Raw genomic sequence first — 18,616 nt, 5'->3', positions numbered from 1 at the left:
AAAAGGAAAATGACAAATATTATGTTTTGGCAGGAAATTCAACTATTAATCTTTTTGAAAAAGGGGAAGCAAATTTTAAATCTATTCACTCTAAAATCCCCAAAAAAGAGAAAATAAAACAAGTTATTTTTTATAAAAACGAATACTATTTTAACAATGCTGAGAAAATAAATATCAGGACTTTTGATGATAATTTTATATATCAAAAAAGAGAATTAAAATTTAAAATAAAAGGTTATATAGAAGATTTTGTTTTTATAAAAGATACCATGTGGATTGCTACCAACAGCACAATTTATAAAATTTATAACGAAAGAATTGTAAATAGCATTACCGAAGTAAATAATGTAAAACTAGACAATATTCACAAAATAAAACCAATAGGCGATGCTGTTTTCCTTTGTGCAGGAAACGGACTTTTTAAAATTTCTAAAAATGGAAATCGAGTTCTAAATAAGTATAATTTTTTGCCTAATAACGACGTGTATAATGTGGCTTTATTTGATGACGAATTATTAGTAGCGACTAAAGATGGTTTGGGAAAATTAAAGAATATTTTAATCGAAAAAAAATCAGATCGACCCATTTTTGATGTTTTTTATAACTTAAAAAAAGTTCAAAATATAGACGTTGATTCTAAATTAAATTCAATCAAAATAAATATTAAAATTCAGAATTTTCAGGCTACAAAAAATCAAATAATTCAGTACAAAACTGACAATTCACAATGGATTGTTTCACAAAGTAAAAATCTTTATTTTCAGTCACTTTCTTATGGAAGTCATATTATTGTTATTCGTGTTCGCGATCTAAATTCTGATTGGTCAACAAAAATAATTCCTGTTTACAAATCATATCCTTTTTACCTGAAATGGTGGTTTGTTTTGTTTGTAAATATCTTTTTATTGACATCAGTATATGGGATTTATCGTTACCAAATCAAGAAAATAAAAACAAAAAAACAGCAAGAAATAATAACCAATAATAAAATTGTTGAGTTGAGACAAAATGCACTTTCGGCAATGATGAATCCGCATTTTATATTCAATTCTCTCAATGCGATTCAATATTTTGTAAATAGTAATCAGAAGGAACAAAGCAGTGAACATTTAGGAAAATTGGCGCGAGTAGTTCGTTTGTTTTTGTCGCAAGCATCGGAGCCATTTATTTCTTTGTCGGACGAAATAAACAGATTAAAATTATATCTAGAATTAGAGCAGGTTCGTTTTAGGAATTTCGATTTCACATTCAATATTGATGAGAAAATAGCTATTCATCAAACGAAAATTCCAAATATGATTGTGCAACCTTTCTTAGAAAATGCAATCCTTCACGGTGTTTCACATTTAAAAGAAAATAACGGAAAAATTGATTTGAATTTTCAATTGTTAAAACAAAATATTTTAACAATTGAAGTAATTGATAATGGTTTTGGATTAGATAAAAATAAATTAAAAAATGATTCACATATCTCTAAGGGAATTTCCATAATTACTGAAAGAATAGAAATTTTGCAACAATCTTATCCTGAAAAAACATTTTCAATCACTCAAGAAATTGCTTTTCCTGATGCAATTCGTAAAGGTCATAAAGTAGTTATTGTGATTGCAATTCTAGAATAAAAACACTTTTTTTTACCGTTCCCTAAATAAAACCTACCATATTCTAAATGGTTTTGTTTTGTAGCAGATGTTTGCAGTAGTTTTAAGAAACATTAAATTCTAGAACTATGAGCAAAACTACACTTCTAATTATTCTTTCATTTTTTACTAGTTTAAAAATGAATAGTCAAATTATCCCTGTTAGTTTAGATTACAAAATTGAAAATTCGCCATGTATTATCGAGGGTCAAATTTTAGAAGGAATTTCTAAACAAGACAAATACAAAACAACCATTTTTACCGATTATACTGTGAAAGTAATTTCCGTTTCAAAAGGAAATATTTCTTCAGAATTGATAACAATTAGAAATCTGGGAGGTACAATTGGCGAAAACACACTGCAAGTTTGTCCTAATTCTCACTTTGATATTGGAGATACAGGTGTTTATTTTATTTCTAAAATTGCAGAAGGTATTTACGAACCTACCTTTTTAGGACAATCAGAATACGTTGGACACAAATTAGAAAAAAACAGCAACAACAAATTTGAGATTATAGCCACTTCTTTAGAGAATAAAAGCATATTGGCAACAATTACCTCTGTTAGTCCTCTAAATGTTAATGCGGGTATTGGAGATGTAATTACAATTACAGGGACTGGTTTTGGGGTTGGGCCACCAAGCGGACAAAAAGTATTGGTTCCAAGAGCAAATGTACCAGGGCAATATATTGCTCAAGGTGATTTGTTTCATTATATAAGTTGGTCGGATACTGAAATTAAATATAAAGTTTCGTCGGATGCAGCTTCAGGCAAAATTAGGGTAGGATTTAATGCAACTTATGTAGAGTCTTCACAATCATTAAATATATATTTTAATGTAAGAGACCAGTTTAATGGAAATTTAACAAGTATTTTCCCTATTATACTACCTTCTTTAAATAATGGAGGAATTGAGTTTATTAAAAACACAAATTTTACAAATCCAGACGCTATAAATGCAACTTTGATAGCAATGGACAATTGGACTTGTAGCACAAGAATAAAATTAGGAATAAGTACAACTGCAACCACTACAAATACTAACAGTACAAATGACGGACAAAATGTATTGTTTTTTGCTAATTTAGGAGCGACAGTTTTGGGGCTAACCTATTCAAATATAACAGGTTGTTCAGCGGTAGGTAGACAATATGTGTCTGATGTAGATTTAGGTATCAACTCTAGTCAACCATTTAACTATACTTTAAACCCAACAACAGCTGGGCAATTTGATTATTACAGTGTGGTACTTCACGAGTTAGGTCATGTTCGTAATTTAGGTCATGTAGGTAATACTGTCGATATAATGTATCCCTCTTTATCTCCAGGTATTGCGAATAGAGAATTAAATATCGATAACACTATTGGAGGATTGTGGACTCAAAATGAAAGCGAAAATGTTTCGATATGTTCAAGACCATTGATGACAATTGGAAATTGCCAAGGATTATTATCAAATAATGATTTTGCAAATTCAATAAATGAACTTGAAATTTATCCAAATCCAGTTAGTGATAAATTACACATTAATACACTAGAAGAAATCCTAAACATAACCTTATTTGATATCAATGGACGAATTATTAATAGTGTCTTGATTAACAATACTATCGATTTTTCAAATATTAGTAACGGAGTTTATTTACTAAAAATAATAACAGACAAAGGAATAATTAATAAAAAAATAATTAAAAACTAGAAATTATGAGAAGGCAATTAAAAAAAATTAGTGTATTATTTTTGCTAGCAATATCAATTGCAAGTTGTAGTAAATCGGATCCAGATCCAGTTGTTTCACCTCTTATTGTAGCTCCTTGCGTTTCAACCAACACAGATTTCCAGCAATTATATAATCCATTAAACACGCCAGCATTTCCAGAAAGTTTGTCGGGTTACAATAATGCTGTAACTCACGAATATACTTTTAATGTTACAAATGCTGCCACAATTTGTAGTATTGGATATCAGAGTCAAACAGCATTAGCGAGTCAAAATTATCAAATAGATATTTATGATACCGTTACAAGTTCTGTTGTTTCGTCAGTAATAGCTACTTTTTCTTCATCAGCTACAAGTTACGCTTCGTTAAGTACACCTTTGGCTCTGGTTGCTGGAAGATCTTATAAAATAAAAAGGTATGGTCCAGCAACTGCGGCAAATCCAAATGGAGCGGGGCGTTGTGTTAGTAATAATGTTATGGGTGCTGGTAATGTAAGTTTTCCGAAAACATCAGGTAATTTAATAATCACTGATTCTGATTTTTATACTCAAAATCTTAATGGACAAGTAAGTGCGGGGGATAATAATAATTCAATGCCATATATAGATGTTGTGTTTCAATAAATGGGGTAACAAAAACATACATTATTTGATTTATATAAAAAGCGACGATTTATTCGTCACTTTTTTTTAAATTTAAAAATAATTTGAAGCTACCCTAACTACAATTAGGAAGAAAAACACACAATCATGAAACATTTTTTGTCTCTTACCTTTCTTCTATTATTTTTTTGTTTTCCTGAATTTGCTAAAGGACAAACAAAAGTAAAAGATACTATAACTCGCAGGGCTACTATTGGTTACGATAAAAACGGAAACCAAATATCTCTAAAACCTGAGGTGCCACCTTTAATACAAGTAGCAGGTGCGCCAAAATCCAGTTATTCTTATTTATGGGAAATGGGTGACGGCAATTATAGCAAAGAAGCATCACCTAAACATGTTTACAAAAAAAAAGGAGAGTATAAAGTGAATCTTTCGGTTACTAATAATTATGATAACGGAAAGCCACCTAAAACTCGTCCAAGAACAGTGGTGATAAATGAAATAATCAATACTCAATTTTCTGAAATTGCTTCACTTCAAGACACCATACAATATAAAATATTCAATAATCGTGAGCCAGTCCCTGAGGAAGAAATGATTGTTGTGGTTAGTTATAAAAACCCTTTAAACTATGTTGCTGATGGAAAATTATATTTATTTTATAACGACAAGGAATTCAAAAATAATAATTTCGAATTACTAGAATCCAGAACACATTTTGGAGAAAAAGAAGTTATAGAAGACGGTTTTGCTTGTTCGGACGAAATGAATAATTCTCACGAAAATATAGCTTGCGCAATTTCAACACCAACATTTAGAAACTCATTTTGGCCAGAAGAAAACCTAGATTTAACATTATTAGAATCTAAAATATTATTTAGAAATGTAAAAATTATAGAGTTTGATAGTATGAATGCTAATGAGACTCGCAACCTGTTTTTTACATTCAAAACAACTCCGGAAATGATAAAAGACACTTCGGCAACTGTCAAAATGCGAGGTGTTTATGTTCCTGATAGAAATTACAAAAACCACAAGAAAAAAACACTCGAAATGGAAATTGTGACTTCTCATGATCCTAATAAAATGTCTAGTAATGCTGCATTTATGAACTATAGATTGGTACGATTTAAAAAAGTAAATTTTAAAACACGTTTCCAAAATGATGGAGAAGGTCCAGCAAGAACCATTCGATTAGAAACCGACATTCCTGACATGTTCAACAAAAAAACATTGCAAATTGTAGATTCTTACCCAAAATGTCCTATTTGTCCCAAAGGTGAAGAAGTGAATTATAGTTGTTTAGATACTATTATCAAGCAAAAACAAATACATTTTACATTCAAGAATATTTATCTTCCTGGGAGTACACAAAAAAATGTCACAGAAAAAGACAGTACAAAAGGTTTTGTAAAATATACGATGAGGTTTAATAAAGACTTTCATAAGCAAAGTACGCGAAGCAAAACAGCCATTATTTTCGACAAAAATGAGCCTGTAATTACAAATTATGCAACAACTAGATTTCTGCCAGGAATTTCTATTGGCGCGAAAATGGGGTATAATCTATTTACAAATTTAGAAAACTCTAAAAGTTATTTCGTTGCTGCCACAATTTCTCCATACAAATCCTATCGTTGGTATTGGCAGGTTGAATGGCAAAATAATTTACATAAATACCAATCCCAGAGAAATTCAACCGAAAATTTGCTAACAGGTTTCAATGGTGTTAAACAATTAGAAAGAACAACTTCTCAAATTAATTTCGAAAACATTGTGATGGAAATACCAGTTTTAATGCGATATAATATTAATAATTACATTGGTGTTGGCGCAGGAATACAAGCGGGAGTAAACATCTCCGAAAAGCAAGAATTACACACTGAGGTAGAACTTTACGAAGGGCCAAATTCTAATTTTTTATTAAGCACTACAAATGAATTGCAAAATACAAAACAATCTTTTTCTCAATTTAAATCAGGAATTCTATTAGATTTTACTGCAGGTTTTTCTAGAATAGGGCCAAGTTTAGGGATTAGATATAATGCTAGTTTCGAGAAAAATTTTAATTATTTGCAATTTTATTGGATTTGGAAATTCTAAACAAAACTAAATGAGATCTCTCTTTTTTCTTTTTTTTCTAACTCATATGTCTTTTTCTCAAGTTACTTTAGAGAATAAGATTTATGATGCTGTCGATGTTTTTGTAGCAAATCCAAATGTTGAAAGTTTAAAAAAACTAGAAATTGAAGAAAATAAGTTTAAAGCAAAAACAAAACCTGAATTTCTAGCTTTAGTAATATTAAACTGTAATAAAGCTTACTACGAAAATCAATTTAGTTTGACTAATAAAGCGATTTCAACTTACGAAAAAGCTTGGCAATTATTCCAAAAAAACAAGCTTACAAATTATGATATTACAGAATATTGCTTGAAGCCTTTAGGCAATCTTTATACTATTATTGGCGACTATGATAGTGCAGAAAATACGATAAAACAATATTTTTTTATTGCAAATATCGATGGAAATCAGGAACAAAAAATAAGTGCAATTCTTAATTTATCAAATGTATACCAAAGTTCAGGAAAAAGTGATTTAGCTATTATTTTACTGGAAAAAACGATTAAAACAGAAAAATTAACAACAATTCAAAAAGGAATTTTATCAAATAATTTAGGCACAAATTATTTAATAAATAATAATTATGAGAAAGCTAAAAAAGTTTTAGAAATATCGATAAAGTTATTAAGTGGTGACAAACAACAATCACAAAATATATCGAATGCCTACAGAAATTTATCCCAAATTTATAGTCAAGAAAAAAAATTTGTACTAGCTAATTCTTATTTTGAAAAAGCAAAATCAGAATTTATAAAAACTAAAAATCAAGCACCTCGAAAAATCGCCAAACTTTTTTATGAAAATGCGTTATTGCTTTTCGAGCAAAACAAAATTACCGAAGCAAAACTTGCTATTAATGAAGTTTATAAGGTTTTAATTCCAAATTATTCTGATAAAAAAAGCGTTTTGCCAGACCAGAAATCACTTTATGCTGAAACTCTTTTGCTAGATGTTTTAGACTTTCAGGCTGCTATTTTACTAAAAGAAAACAAACCTAAAATAGCATTAGAGTGCTATGAACTTTCTTTTTACATAGAAGATTTGTTTCAATCATTATTAGTATACGAAAATTCTAAAATTATATCTCAAACCAGAAGTAGAAGTCGAGTTGAAAAATGTATCGAAATTTATGATTATTTGTATCAACAAGAAAAAGACATTCATTATTTAGAAAAGGCCTTTTTATTATCTGAAAAAACTAAATCGACTGTTCTAAAAAATTATATTAGTCAAAGTAGAACCATTTCTACGGAAGAAAAAACAGCTTTAGAACAACTACAAAATTGGAACAATGCAATTGTAAGAGAGCAGGAAAAACTAGATTTCGCGGACATTTCAAAAATAAATTTTGCTATAAAAAAACAAAACGAATTGATGCTTTTGTTAAAATCTATTAAATCTAAAGCTACAATTTTATCCGATGAGAATATAAATCTGACAAGGTTATTTCAAAAATTAAAAAAAGATAAAGCGACTCTAATTTCATATTTTTCAGGTGTCCAAAATATGTATTCATTTACTTTACAGAATCGTAAAATAAAACTTCAAAAATTAGAGAATGCAAACCAGAACGGTTCTGTGATTCGAAAATTTATTACTTATTTTAGTGATGCAAATGCAATATTAAACGATGTTGGTGGTTATAATAGTTTAGGTAATCAGGTTTATAAATATTTGAAATTGCCACAAAAATCAGCAAATAAAAATCTAATAATTGTTCCTGATGGAATCCTTAATTTCTTTCCTTTTGAAGCATTAATAACAGAAATAGATACTACCACAAATTTTACTAAAATGCATTATTTACTGTATGATTTTAAAATTGGATATAATAATTCAGTTTCATTTTACTTAGAAGAAAAATCATTTCAATATCAAAAAGAAACTGTTTTGGGTGTTTTTCCAATTTTTGAAAACTCAAATTTAGAACTAGCTTTCTCAAAAAAGGAATTAGAAAATATAAGCAACCGTTTTGAAGGTAAATATTTAGAAAAAAGTCAAGCTACATTTCAAAATTTTAAGGCTAATGCTTCACGTTTTTCCATCCTTCATCTTTCTACACATGCATCGTCTGGCAATATTGATGAGCCAGCAAGGATACGATTTTATGATCTAGAAATATTGTATTCTGAGCTATATAATTTAAATATTAATCCAAATTTAGTGGTTTTAAGTGCTTGCGAAACTGGTTTAGGAAAATTATACAAATCGGAAGGCGCAATGAGTGTCGCAAGAGGTTTTCAATTTGCTGGAGCTAAAAATATATTGTTTTCGCTATGGAAAGTAAATGATTATGCAACTTCCGTTTTTATGGATAAATTTTATAAAAATATTGATAAAGGAAATTCTTATTTCGAATCTAATCATCAGACTAAATTAGATTTCCTGAATGACGAATCTATTTCAAACGCTAAAAAATCTCCATATTATTGGAGTGCTATGGTATATTATGGTAATTTAGAAAATAAAAACACAACAAACCATTGGCTTTGGATTTCAGCCGCTGGAATATTGGTATTTTTTTTATTATGGGGTTTTTATAAAAAAAAACAGTAGCGTTAAAAAATTAATTTAACGCTACTGTTTTGAATAATTTAAGACGGTATTGACTTCTATTTTTTTTCTGCTAATTCTTTTTCGCTATTTATTATATAAGCCATGTTCTTAATCAAATTATCATGTTTTTTTACAAACGGATTGGTTTCGTCCCAAACGTAGCCAGCAAGAACCGCACAAATTTTACGTTTTACATCTGGATTTTCTGGTTGATGAAAAAATAAAGTTTGTAAGTTTCCAGTGTACCATTCTTTTACATAAGTAGTAAAAACACCAATACCACGACGCATATATCCTGTAAATTCAGTTTCCCAATCTACTGTAATTCCTTGAGATTCTTTGATAAATAATTTAGCTGCAAGCATTCCAGATTCGGTTGCAAAAGCCACACCTGAAGAAAAAACAGGATCTAGAAATTCAGAGCTGTTTCCGGTTAATGCAAAACCATCGCCGTACATACTTTTTACAGATCGAGAATAGTTTTCTAGCTTAACAGGTTCGAAAGCAAATTCGACACCACCAAAACGTTTGATATAATAATCAGACATATTAATAGCATTATTCAAAGCTTCAACTCTATTATTGTCTTTAGATAGAGAATTGATAAAATCCGTTGGACCAACTACGCCTAAGCTTGTATTTCCATTAGAAAAAGGAATAACCCATAACCAAACTTCTGTTTCTAAAATATCGAAAGAGATTAAGGTCCCTTCTTCGCCTTCAGGTCTATTTACATCAACCACGTGTGTAAAAATTGCTGAGTGAGGATCTAATTTTGATGGTGTATCTAAATCCAATAATCTTGGCAAAACTCTTCCATAACCACTAGAATCTATGATAAATTTGGCATGAATTTCTTTTTCAATTCCATCTTTGTCTTTTACGAAAGTGACAGAATTTTTCCCTTCAAAAGTTACTGATATAACTTCGCTTTCAAATTCTAAATCGATTCCTTTTCGTATAACTTCTTGTGCCATCGTATTGTCGAAATCAGCTCTAGGTACTTGCCAAGTCCAATCCCAACCTTCACCATATTTATTACTAAAATCGAATACACATATTTCTTGACCACGTATAAAACGGGCTCCTAATTTTTTTTCAAAATTCATTGCATCTAGAGATTCTAACAATCCTGCTTCTGCAAAATGATCCATGACACGAGGAATCAAACTCTCGCCAACGACAATTCTTGGGAATTTTGTCTTTTCAACAACTTTTACTTTAATGTTGTTGTTATGAAGGTGAGATGCCGAAACACATCCTGATGGACCAGCACCAATTACCAAAACATCGACAAACTCCTTTAACATATTCAAAATATTACTGATTATTACACTATATTTGCAGCTTCAAAGTTAACAACATTAATTTCAATAAAAAATTAATTTACTAAAATAAAAATGGGTTAAATGAATACGATTAATGAGTTTTTAAGTCTAAAAGAATTTGAATCAATAGTCTTTGATAATAATAAAGTCGAGATAAGCGATGTTGTTTTAGATAGGGTAAATAAAAGTTTCGAATTTCTTAAAGAATTTTCAGGAAATAAAGTGATTTATGGTGTGAACACTGGTTTTGGGCCAATGGCACAATACCGCATAAAAGACGAAGATAGACTACAACTACAATATAATTTAATTAGAAGTCACTCGTCTGGAACTGGAAAACCTTTGAATCCACTTTGTGTAAAAGCAGCAATTTTAGCAAGATTAAATACGCTTTCTCTTGGAAATTCAGGTGTTCATCCATCATTAATTCATTTGATGAAGGAATTAATAAACAGAGACATTACGCCCTTAATTTTTGAGCATGGTGGTGTGGGTGCTAGTGGAGATTTAGTGCAACTTGCGCATTTAGCATTAGTGCTTATTGGAGAAGGGGAAGTTTTTTATAAAGGAGAAAGAAGACCAACGCAGGAAGTTTTCGAATTAGAAAACTTGAAGCCTATTCAAGTCGAAATCAGAGAAGGTTTGGCTTTAATGAACGGGACTTCTGTAATGACTGGAATTGGTGTTGTAAATGTGTATAATGCTAATAAATTACTAGATTGGTCGCTTAAATTTTCTTGTGCAATAAATGAAATTGTTCAAGCTTACGACGATCATTTTTCGTCGGAATTAAACAACACAAAACGTCATAAAGGACAGCGTGAAGTAGCTCAGAGAATGAGAGAAAATTTAGCTGACAGTACATTAATAAGAAAAAGAGAAGAACACTTATATACTGGAGAAAACACCGAAGATGTATTTAAAGAAAAAGTACAAGAATATTATTCTTTGCGTTGTGTGCCACAAATTTTAGGGCCAGTTTTAGAAACAATAAATAATGTAGCTTCAATTCTGGAAGACGAATTTAATTCAGCAAATGACAATCCAATTATCGATGTAAAAAACCAGCATGTTTATCATGGCGGAAATTTCCACGGAGATTATATTTCTCTCGAAATGGATAAACTAAAAGTTGTTATTACAAAACTAACAATGCTAGCAGAACGACAATTAAATTATTTATTAAACTCTAAGATAAATGAAATTCTCCCTCCATTTGTAAATCTTGGAACATTAGGTTTCAATTTCGGAATGCAAGGAGTTCAATTTACTGCAACATCAACAACTGCCGAAAATCAAATGCTTTCTAACCCTATGTATATTCATAGTATTCCTAATAACAATGACAATCAGGATATTGTAAGTATGGGAACAAATGCTGCTGTAATTACAGCAAAAGTTATTGAAAATTCATTTGAAGTTTTAGCAATCGAATTAATTACAATCGTACAGGCTATAGATTATTTAGAACAAAAAGAGTCGGTTTCATCTGTAACTAGAAAAATGTACGAAGATGTTCGCAAGATAATTCCAACTTTTAGCCAAGACCAAGTGATGTATCCTTTTGTACAAAAGGTAAAAGACTATTTGATAAATAATTAATACATTAGTACAAAGTTTCACTCTAAATTATATTAAGTATGAAAAAAATAATATTTTTTTTGGTTTTAATGGTGCAGATTGCAAACGCTCAAGAGCTGGCATTAGTTAGAAAAGAAGGTAAGTTTGGATATGTTTCTAAAACAGGCGAATTTGCTATTCAACCCAAATTTAAAGTAGCTAAAAATTTCTCAGAAGGATTGGCTGCTGCCGAGGATAATAAGAAATGGGGTTTTATAAACACAAAAGGAGAATGGATAATCCTCGCTACTTTTGATGATGCTAAATACTTTAATAATGGGTATTGTGTAGTTGCCAAAGACAAAAAATGGTTATATATAAATAAAAAAGGAGAGGAGCAAAAATCTCCAACTTCGGATAAAGTTTATGATTTTGAAGATGGAGTTGCATTCATAAAACAAGGAGATAAAACAGGATTGATAAATGCAAAAATGGCAGTAATCCTAGAACCAAAATATGATGTAATAAAATCTTTTCAAAACGGATTTGCAAGAGTAAGAAATAATGATCGTTGGGGAATTATAGACAAAACAGGAAAAATCGTTGTCGAAATAATATATGACGAAATAGGGGATTATTACAAAAATACTACTTGGGCAAAAAACGGAACTTCATTTGGATTAGTTATTGCAGGAAAATTCAAAGCAATTGAAGGCGTAGATAAAATTTGGGATTTCTTAGTACAAGATTTAACATATGCCAAGAAAAACGAAAAAATAGGATTTATAGACTTAAAAGGAAACTGGGTTATCGAACCTAAATTTGACAAAGCAAGAGCGTTTGTGAAAAATTTAGCACCAGTTCAAATTGGTAAAAAATGGGGTTATATCAATACAAAAGGTGCTTTTGTGGTAGAACCAGTGTATAATGATGCTGAAATTTTTAGCGCAGACGGTTTTGCTCCTGTAAAAGACAAAGAATGGGGCTTTATTAATGAAACAGGAAAATTAGTAGTTCCATGTGAATACGTTATTACAGCAGGTCTTTTCGCGATGTTTAAGGACGATGACAAAGGATTTGTAAACGGATTAGCAAGAGTAATTAGCAAAAAGAAATTTGGCTTTATTAAGCCAGATGGAAAAGTATTAGGAGATCAATGGTTTGATAGTGCAGAACCTTTTAAAAAATAAAACAATATAGTATGAAATGTGCTTTAGTAACAGGAGGTTCAAGAGGAATTGGGAATGAAATTTGCAAAAAATTGGCTACGGATTCTGATTATCATATTCTTATAAATTATCAATCGAATAAGGCTGCTGCCGAAAAAACTTTGGAAGAAGTAAAACAATTAGGCGCAACAGGTGAAATAATTCAATTTGATGTCGCCAATTTTGAAGAAGTAAAAAACGTATTAACGCAATGGCAAGATGCAAATCCAAATGCGATTGTTGAAGCGATTGTGAACAATGCAGGAATTGCAAAAGATGGATTGTTCATGTGGATGACTCCTGAAGATTGGACCAGTGTTGTAAACACAAGTTTGAATGGATTTTTTAATGTAACCAACTTTTTTATCCAAAAAATGTTGCGTAACAAATACGGACGAATAGTAAATATGGTGTCTGTCTCAGGTGTAAAAGGAACGCCAGGACAAACTAATTATTCTGCTGCAAAAGGAGCCGTTGTTGCCGCTACAAAAGCATTAGCGCAAGAAGTGGCAAAAAGGAATATTACTGTAAATGCTGTAGCACCAGGATTTATAAGAACAGATATGACCAGTGATTTGGACGAAAAAGAACTTATAAAAATGGTTCCTGCAAATCGTTTTGGTGAAGCCGAAGAAGTAGCTGATTTAGTAAGTTTCTTGGTTTCAAGAAAATCAAGTTATATCACAGGAGAAGTAATTAATATAAATGGAGGAATTTATTCTTAAAAAATTATATAATGAATAAAAGAGTTGTCATTACCGGAATGGGAATATACTCCTGTATAGGAACTTCATTAGACGAGGTTAAAAATTCATTATACGAAGGTAAATCAGGAATTGTTATCGATCCAGAACGTGAAGAATTTGGTTTCCAATCTTCATTAACAGGAATGGTTCCCAAACCAGAATTAAAAAATTTACTTTCTCGAAGACAACGTATAAGTCTCGGAGAAGAAACAGAATATGCCTATATGGCAACTATTGAAGCGTTGAAAAATGCCAATATAGATGATGCTTTTTTTGATGACAATGAAGTAGGAATTATGTACGGAAACGACAGCGTTTCTAAAGCAATAATTGAAGCTACCGACATAATTCGCGATAAAAAAGACACTTCACTCATAGGTTCTGGGGCGATTTTTAAATCGATGAATTCGACTGTAACAATGAATCTTTCTACTATTTTCAAATTAAGAGGAATAAATCTAACGATTAGTGCGGCTTGTGCAAGTGGATCACATTCAATAGGATTAGCTTATTTTTTAATAAAAAGCGGATTTCAAGACATGATAATTTGCGGAGGAGCACAAGAAATAAACAAATATGCGATGAGTAGTTTTGATGGTTTGGGTGTTTTCTCACCAAGACAAGACGAACCAGCTAAAGCTTCTAGACCTTTCGATGCTTCTCGTGACGGATTAGTGCCAAGCGGAGGCGGCGCAACTTTAATTTTAGAAAGTTACGAATCGGCGATAAAACGAGGTGCAAATATTATTGCAGAAGTTATTGGTTACGGATTTTCATCAAACGGAGGACATATTTCTACTCCAAATGTCGAAGGACCAGCGACAGCCATGCAAAGAGCCCTCGATGAGGCCAATGTAAAAGCTAGTGACATAGATTATATCAATGCACACGCAACATCAACACCAGTTGGAGATGGAAACGAAGCTAAAGCAATCTTAGAGGTTTTTGGCGAAAGCAATCCTTATGTAAGTTCAACAAAATCGATGACAGGTCACGAATGTTGGATGGCTGGAGCAAGCGAAGTCATTTATTCTATACTCATGATGCAAAATGATTTTATTGCACCAAACATCAATTTAGAGAATCCAGATGAAGACGCGGTAAAATTAAATTTAGTTAAAACAACATTAAATAAAAAAATTGATATATTTTTGTCGAATTCTTTCGGTTTCGGAGGAACAAATTCTGCATTAGTTATAAAAAAGTATAAAAAGGGTGATGAATAAAGAAGAAATAGTAAACAAAATAAATGATTTTTTGGTCGATGAGTTCGAAGTAGATCAAGAAGACATTCAACCAGAAGCCAATCTAAAAGATACTTTAGGGTTAGATAGTTTAGATTATGTAGATTTGGTAGTTTCTGTCGAATCTAATTTTGGTGTAAAATTAGTTGAAGTAGATTTTGTAGGTATAGCTTCTTTTCAAAGTTTTTATGACTTAATCGAAAATAAAATTAAACTTAAAGCGTAATTCAGGGCTTTTAGATTGTTAGACTTCTTAGATTATTTAGATGTAAAAGTCTAAGAATCTAAGAAGTCTAACTGTGTAAAAGGAATTTAGGTTTCTTAAATTATAAGATTAGTTGGATTTAAAATTCTAACAATCTATAAGGTCTAATAATCTAATAATCTATCAATGGCTCAATGGGACGGAAAATCTAGGGGAACGGTTTTAGGCTATAAGATTTTTGTTTTTTTTATAAAAAAAGCAGGAATCAAGTCAGCCTATTTTATTCTTTACTTTGTTGCTGCCTATTATTTTCTTTTTCTCAAAAAGAGCAATCGAGCTATTTTTTATTATTTCAGAGAAAGATTAAGGTATTCTTATTTCAAATCCAAAAAAATGGTTTTCATGAGTTATTATACTTTTGGACAAACCATTCTCGACAAAGTTTCTATCTCGGCAGGAATGCAAAACAGATTCACTTATGAATTTGATGGTGTAGAATTATTAAAAAAACTATTACGAGAAAAAAAAGGTGGCGTTCTTATTAGTGCACACATTGGAAATTTCGAAATTGCGGAACATTTTTTTGGAGAAATAGATGTCAACTTTCAAATAAACCTTGTAACTACAGACTTAGAGCATTCTGCAATAAAGAATTATCTCGAAAAAATATCGAAAAAATCAAGCATTAAATTAATCTTAATAAAAGATGATTTGTCTCATATTTTCGAAATAAATGCTGCTTTAGCTAGAAACGAATTAGTTTGTTTTACAGGTGACAGGTATTTTGAAGGCGTAAAATCATTATCAGAAGAATTATTAGGACAGGAAGCAAAATTTCCTGCGGGGCCATTTCTTATTGCTTCAAGACTAAAAGTCCCTGTAGTTTTTGTTTATGTGATGAAAGAAAAAAATCTACATTATCATCTTTACACCAGAGAAGCACAGGTAAATCATCGTAATGAAAAAGCATTGCTAAAAGAATATACACAAAGCCTCGAATCGATGCTAAAAGAATATCCATTACAATGGTTTAATTATTTCGATTTTTGGAACCAATTGTAAAAATAAAGACACATTTTTTATAAAACTTCAAAACATATTATGGAAGAATTTGATACAATTATAATAGGTTCTGGAGCAGGAGGATTAGCAACAGCGCTTTGTTTATCAAGAGCAGGACAAAAAGTTTTGGTGCTAGAACAACATTATGTGCCGGGAGGTTGGAGTCACAGTTTTACTATAAGCGGACAACGATTTAGTCCGGGAGTTCATTATATGGGTCTGGTAGATGAAGGTCACACAACAAACGACCTATATAAAGGATTAGGAATTGCAAATGATCTTGTGTTTTTTAGAATGAACAAAAACGGATATGATCATTGCATTATTAATGATAAAAAATTTGATCTTCCTGCCGGTACAAAAAATCTAGAAGCGAGTCTTATTAAACAATTTCCAAAAGAAGAAAAAAATATAAAAGAATACCTTCATTTAATTGTAAAAGTTAATGAAGAGCTACAATTAATACCAACACTAAAAGGGTTTTGGCAAAACATAACAGTGCCGTTTAGAACAAAACATTTTGGAAAATTTGCATTATTTACCCTAAAAAGAGTTATCGATTGGCATATAAAAGATCCAATGCTAAAAGCAGTGCTCAACTCACAATGTGGCGATCATGGTTTGCCGCCAAACAGAGCAAGCTTTCCTGTACATTGTTCGGCGATGAATCATTACCTTGAAGGTGGATTTTATCCTATGGGCGGCGGCGGCGGCATTGTAAAAGCCATGACAAGCAAAATAAAAAGCCATGGAGGTTTAGTAAGAACGCAACAATCAGTTTCTAAAATTTTAATAAAAAACAACAAAGCTTTCGGAGTTGAATTGGCAGATGGAACCCAAATTTTAGCAAAAAATGTAGTATCGAATGCGGATCCATCAATAACATATCTTAAACTAATTGGAGAAGAAAATATCAGTAAAAAATTAAATAAAAAACTAAGCAAAACTAAATATTCTGTGACCTCATTAATCCTTTTTCTAACATTAGATATGGACGTGACAAAAGCAGGTATAGATTCAGGAAATATTTGGAGGTTCAAAGACGAAAATATAGATCAACATTTCGATACTTTAACAAAAGGAGATATTCTTTCGGGAGACGAATTTCCAGCCCTTTTCTTTAGTTGTTCTACGCTAAAAGACCCTACAAGTTTCAATGGGAGATATTATAATTTTGAAGCAGTTACTTATGTAGATTATGATAGTTTTAAACAATTTGAAGCTATGGATGATTATCATTGTCCAGAATATCAAAAATTTAAAGAACGAATCATCGAGAAATTCATGAATAGCATCGAAAAAATGATTCCAAATGCAAAACAACACATTGCGCAAGTCGAGTTGGGTACGCCTAAAACCAACCAATTTTATATAAATGCAACACGAGGAAACGTGTACGGAACCGAAAAAACGTTAAATCAAGTTGGACCTTTTGTTTATAAATTTAAAACCGAAATAGATAATTTATACCTTTGCGGATCAAGTACATTATCTCACGGAGTAACTGGAGCAACCTATTCAGGAATAGAAACCGCAGCAAGAATTCTTAATTGTACAAAAGATGATTTACTCATAAAAGATGCAAATCAGAAATTACGAATTTATGATGCCGAAGACAAAACAACTTGGCCAGAATGGATAAATGTGAAACGTTCGGATAAAGTTAGAACTTTCAAGGAAATTGTGAATGCTTAAAAAACAGAAAATGAAAAATGTTCTCGTTATATATTATTCTCAATCGGGCCAATTAGAATCTATCGCAAGAAATATTGCAAAACCATTAGTAGATTCTGATAAAATTAATGTAGTGTTTTACGAGATTCAATTAGAAAAACCATTTCCATTTCCATGGGACAAGGAAGCTTTTTTTGATGCTTTTCCAGAATCTTTTTTGCAAATTCCAACAGAACTCAAACCTGTTCCTACCGAAATATTAAACCAAAAATTCGATTTAATCCTTTTGCATTATCAAGTTTGGTACTTGTCGCCATCTATTCCAATCAATTCATTTCTAAAAAGTTCGGAAGCCAAATCACTTTTCAATAACACACCAGTTGTAACCATCAGTGGTTCTCGAAATATGTGGGTTATGGCACAAGAGAAAATCAAAGTGTTATTAAAAAACAACAATGCACAACTCAAAGGAAATGTAGCTTTAGTAGATAGAGTTGGTAATTTAATAAGTGTGATTACAATTGTAGAATGGATGTTTTCTGGAGTAAAAAAGAAATACCTTGGAATTTTTCCTTTGCCAGGAGTTTCCGAAAAAGACATTGTTGATTCATCAAAATTTGGCGAAATAATTCTCAAAAATCTTCAAAATAATAATTTTAATAACCTTCAAACTCAATTATTAGAAAATAATGCTGTAAAAATAAGTTCCTATTTAGTTAAAGTTGACAAAACGGCTAACAAAATCTTTAATAAATGGTCAAATATTATTAATAATAATAAACAATCAAGAAAAATATGGCTAAAAATATTTAATATCTATTTATGGCTTGCAATCTGGTTAATCTCACCAATTGTGTATATCTTGCACGTTTTTTCATATCCTTTTTTCATTAACAAAATTAGAAGAGAAAAAGCTTATTATCAAGGCGTTTAAAATACAATTAC

At 30.9% G+C, this 18,616-nt stretch carries 14 protein-coding genes; 13 read left to right on the top strand and 1 reads right to left on the bottom strand.

Features of this window, described 5'->3' with window-relative positions; translation table 11 throughout:
- From ACH2BP_RS02695 to ACH2BP_RS02675, 5 genes are all read left to right on the top strand, one after another.
- On the top strand, window positions 1-1,622 hold a 1,622-nt coding region (locus tag ACH2BP_RS02695; RefSeq protein ID WP_395056759.1), incomplete at its 5' end, for a sensor histidine kinase.
- 107 nt (window positions 1,623-1,729) lie between these two features.
- A complete protein-coding gene (locus ACH2BP_RS02690; RefSeq protein WP_395056757.1) occupies window positions 1,730-3,340 on the top strand; it encodes a T9SS type A sorting domain-containing protein in 1,611 nt (536 codons plus the stop codon).
- Window positions 3,341-3,345: 5 nt separating this feature from the next.
- Window positions 3,346-3,984, top strand: a complete 639-nt coding sequence (locus ACH2BP_RS02685; protein WP_395056755.1) for a hypothetical protein — start codon at window positions 3,346-3,348, stop codon at window positions 3,982-3,984.
- Between the two features lie 126 nt (window positions 3,985-4,110).
- The gene (locus tag ACH2BP_RS02680; RefSeq protein WP_395056753.1) at window positions 4,111-6,069 is read left to right on the top strand and encodes a PKD domain-containing protein; all 1,959 of its coding nucleotides are present in this window, start codon (window positions 4,111-4,113) and stop codon (window positions 6,067-6,069) included.
- Window positions 6,070-6,115: 46 nt separating this feature from the next.
- Window positions 6,116-8,644, top strand: coding sequence for a CHAT domain-containing protein (locus tag ACH2BP_RS02675; protein ID WP_395056751.1), 2,529 nt, complete (start codon window positions 6,116-6,118; stop codon window positions 8,642-8,644).
- Between the two features lie 56 nt (window positions 8,645-8,700).
- Here the strand turns inward: ACH2BP_RS02675 and ACH2BP_RS02670 are convergent, their stop codons facing one another.
- Complete coding sequence (locus ACH2BP_RS02670) at window positions 8,701-9,954, bottom strand: NAD(P)/FAD-dependent oxidoreductase (RefSeq protein WP_395056749.1); 1,254 nt, start codon at window positions 9,952-9,954, stop codon at window positions 8,701-8,703.
- Between the two features lie 99 nt (window positions 9,955-10,053).
- Between ACH2BP_RS02670 and hutH the strand changes: the two genes are divergently transcribed.
- The 8 genes from hutH to ACH2BP_RS02630 all read left to right on the top strand — a co-directional run bounded on the left by hutH (window position 10,054) and on the right by ACH2BP_RS02630 (window position 18,605).
- Window positions 10,054-11,574 (top strand): histidine ammonia-lyase, encoded by a 1,521-nt coding sequence (gene hutH, locus ACH2BP_RS02665; RefSeq protein WP_395056747.1) that lies wholly within the window; start codon window positions 10,054-10,056, stop codon window positions 11,572-11,574.
- 38 nt (window positions 11,575-11,612) lie between these two features.
- Window positions 11,613-12,722, top strand: a complete 1,110-nt coding sequence (locus tag ACH2BP_RS02660) for a WG repeat-containing protein (protein WP_395056745.1) — start codon at window positions 11,613-11,615, stop codon at window positions 12,720-12,722.
- An 11-nt stretch (window positions 12,723-12,733) separates the two neighbouring features.
- Window positions 12,734-13,465 (top strand): 3-oxoacyl-ACP reductase FabG, encoded by a 732-nt coding sequence (gene fabG / locus ACH2BP_RS02655; protein ID WP_395056743.1) that lies wholly within the window; start codon window positions 12,734-12,736, stop codon window positions 13,463-13,465.
- 11 nt (window positions 13,466-13,476) lie between these two features.
- Window positions 13,477-14,712, top strand: coding sequence for a beta-ketoacyl-[acyl-carrier-protein] synthase family protein (locus ACH2BP_RS02650; RefSeq protein ID WP_395056741.1), 1,236 nt, complete (start codon window positions 13,477-13,479; stop codon window positions 14,710-14,712).
- Window positions 14,705-14,956 (top strand): acyl carrier protein, encoded by a 252-nt coding sequence (locus tag ACH2BP_RS02645; protein WP_395056739.1) that lies wholly within the window; start codon window positions 14,705-14,707, stop codon window positions 14,954-14,956. The genes ACH2BP_RS02650 and ACH2BP_RS02645 overlap by 8 nt, the downstream gene beginning before the upstream one ends.
- Window positions 14,957-15,121: 165 nt before the next feature.
- A complete protein-coding gene (locus ACH2BP_RS02640) occupies window positions 15,122-15,997 on the top strand; it encodes a lipid A biosynthesis acyltransferase (protein ID WP_395056737.1) in 876 nt (291 codons plus the stop codon).
- Between the two features lie 39 nt (window positions 15,998-16,036).
- Complete coding sequence (locus ACH2BP_RS02635) at window positions 16,037-17,692, top strand: phytoene desaturase family protein (RefSeq protein WP_395056735.1); 1,656 nt, start codon at window positions 16,037-16,039, stop codon at window positions 17,690-17,692.
- Between the two features lie 10 nt (window positions 17,693-17,702).
- Window positions 17,703-18,605: a dialkylrecorsinol condensing enzyme DarA gene (locus ACH2BP_RS02630; RefSeq protein WP_395056733.1), complete on the top strand. Its 903-nt coding sequence runs from the start codon at window positions 17,703-17,705 to the stop codon at window positions 18,603-18,605.
- Window positions 18,606-18,616 lie beyond the last annotated feature (11 nt).

It is taken from the genome of Flavobacterium sp. (assembly GCF_043756175.1).
Classification (GTDB): Bacteria; Bacteroidota; Bacteroidia; order Flavobacteriales; family Flavobacteriaceae; genus Flavobacterium.
Note: the sequence above shows the minus strand (reverse complement) of the source record. Positions and strands in the feature narration are given on the sequence as shown.